1 protein-coding gene is annotated in these 848 nt (G+C 71.6%); it reads right to left on the bottom strand.

Annotated features, from left to right (window positions below; genetic code table 11):
- A partial coding sequence (locus QMX80_RS19195) for an L-serine ammonia-lyase (protein ID WP_282278769.1) occupies positions 1 to 848 on the bottom strand: 848 nt, incomplete at both ends.

Here is an 848-nt window from a genome sequence, read left to right as displayed (position 1 = left end):
GCTTGCCGTCGCCGCGGATGGCCATGCGCGCGGCGTTGATGGCCTTGACCGCGCCCATGGCGTTGCGCTCGATGCAGGGGATCTGCACCAGCCCGCCGATCGGGTCGCAGGTCAGGCCCAGGTTGTGCTCCATGCCGATCTCGGCGGCGTTCTCGATCTGCCCCGGCTTGCCGCCCAGCGCGGCCATCAGCCCGCCGGCCGCCATCGAGCAGGCCACACCGACCTCGCCCTGGCAGCCGACCTCGGCGCCGGAGATGGAGGCGTTTTCCTTGTAGAGGATGCCGATGGCTGCGGCGGTGAGCAGGAAGTCGAACACGCCCTGCTCATTGCTGCCCGGGCAGAAGCGGTCGTAGTAGTGCAGCACCGCCGGGATGATGCCGGCCGCGCCGTTGGTGGGCGCGGTGACCACGCGGCCGCCGGCGGCGTTTTCCTCGTTGACCGCCAGCGCGTACAGGTTGACCCAGTCCAGCGTGGTCAGCGGGTCGCGCATGGCCGCTTCCGGGCGCGCGGACAGCTCGCGGTACAGCGCCGGGGCGCGGCGGCCCACGTGCAGGCCGCCGGGCAGGGTGCCCTCGGAGCGGATGCCGCGGGTCACGCAGGCCTGCATGGCGGCCCACAGCTCGCGCAGGCCGTCGCGGATCTCGTCCTCGCTGCGCCAGCACTTCTCGTTCTCGAACATCATCTGCGCAATGCTCAGGCCGCTGCGCGCGGCCTGGGCCAGCAGTTCGTCGCCGCTCTTGAACGGGTAGGGCAGCGGGGTCTGGTCGGGCACGATGCGGTCGTCGGCGGCATCGTCGGCGTTGACCACGAAGCCGCCGCCGACGGAGTAGTAGTCGCGGGTGGCGATG

Source organism: Stenotrophomonas sp. PS02297, assembly GCF_029959705.1.
Lineage (GTDB): Bacteria > Pseudomonadota > Gammaproteobacteria > Xanthomonadales > Xanthomonadaceae > Stenotrophomonas > Stenotrophomonas nitritireducens.
Note: the sequence above shows the minus strand (reverse complement) of the source record. Positions and strands in the feature narration are given on the sequence as shown.